A 986-nucleotide genomic window follows, 5' to 3' on the forward strand; every position below is an offset into this window, starting at 1 on the left:
CCCGACCACCGCGTTCAAGATCGGTGAGCGGGTGGACGACCCGATGGCGATGTACCTGGCCGACCTGTGCACCATCCCGTCCAACCTGGCGGGCAACGCGGCCATGAGCGTGCCGTGCGGGCTCGCCGAGGAGGACGGCCTCCCGGTCGGACTGCAGATCATGGCCCCGGCGCTGGCCGACGACCGGATGTACCGGGTCGCCGCCGCCTACGAGGTCGCGCGCGGCGGGCCGCTGATGAACTCCGCTCCCCGGCTCGAGCCGGTGCGATGACCGAGGGCAAGGACGGCGCGGTCCGCAAGGCCATCGGTGAGGTGCTGCACGGGGTCGAGCTGTTCCCGCTGCCGAAGGGCTGGACCCCGGTCGAGGCGCTGACCGTGGTCAAGTGCATGGACCCCAACGGCCAGATGACCTGGTGCACGCGCAGGACGTCGGGGATCAACGACGAGGAAATGCTCGGCTCGATGATGCTGCAGATCGAGCTGCTCAAGCGGGACATGCTTGCCGACTGGGAGAACGACGGCGATGACGACGACTGATTTCGCGGACCTGATGGACTACGACGAGGTCATGCAGCGCTTCGACCCGGTGCTCGGGCTCGAGGTGCACGTCGAGCTGCACACCAACACCAAGATGTTCTGCGGCTGCCCCACCACCTTCGGGGCCGAGCCCAACACCCAGGTGTGCCCGACCTGCCTCGGCCTGCCCGGCTCGCTGCCGGTGGTCAACGGCAAGGGCGTGGAGTCGGCGATCCGGATCGGCCTCGCGCTCAACTGCGAGATCGCGCAGTGGTGCCGCTTCGCGCGGAAGAACTACTTCTACCCGGACCAGCCGAAGAACTTCCAGACCTCCCAGTACGACGAGCCGATCGCCTTCAACGGCCACCTCGACGTGGTGCTGGAGGACGGCGAGGTCTTCCGGGTGGAGATCGAGCGCGCGCACATGGAGGAGGACACCGGCAAGTCGCTGCACGTCGGTGGCGCCACCG

General features: G+C 68.2%; 2 protein-coding genes and 1 pseudogene. All 3 read left to right on the top strand.

What is annotated here, in order from left to right; genetic code table 11:
* Positions 1-271: amidase family protein (locus CCN37_RS37640; protein WP_246843552.1), on the top strand; the 271-nt coding region annotated here is incomplete at its 5' end.
* Positions 268-537 carry a hypothetical protein gene (locus tag CCN37_RS37645; RefSeq protein ID WP_086830189.1) on the top strand — a complete coding sequence of 90 codons (270 nt, stop codon included), beginning with the start codon at positions 268-270 and terminating at the stop codon, positions 535-537. The genes CCN37_RS37640 and CCN37_RS37645, both read left to right, overlap by 4 nt.
* Positions 524-986, top strand: a pseudogene (locus CCN37_RS37650) (Asp-tRNA(Asn)/Glu-tRNA(Gln) amidotransferase GatCAB subunit B); the annotation flags it as partial. The gene CCN37_RS37645 and the pseudogene CCN37_RS37650, both read left to right, overlap by 14 nt.

It is taken from the genome of Allokutzneria sp. NRRL B-24872, assembly GCF_002155965.1.
Lineage (GTDB): Bacteria > Actinomycetota > Actinomycetes > Mycobacteriales > Pseudonocardiaceae > Allokutzneria.

Coding starts and splice junctions, on each gene's coding strand:
- CCN37_RS37645 (WP_086830189.1), top strand. CDS start 268: ATGACCGAGGGCAAGGACGGCGCGGTCCGCAAGGCCATCGGTGAGGTG.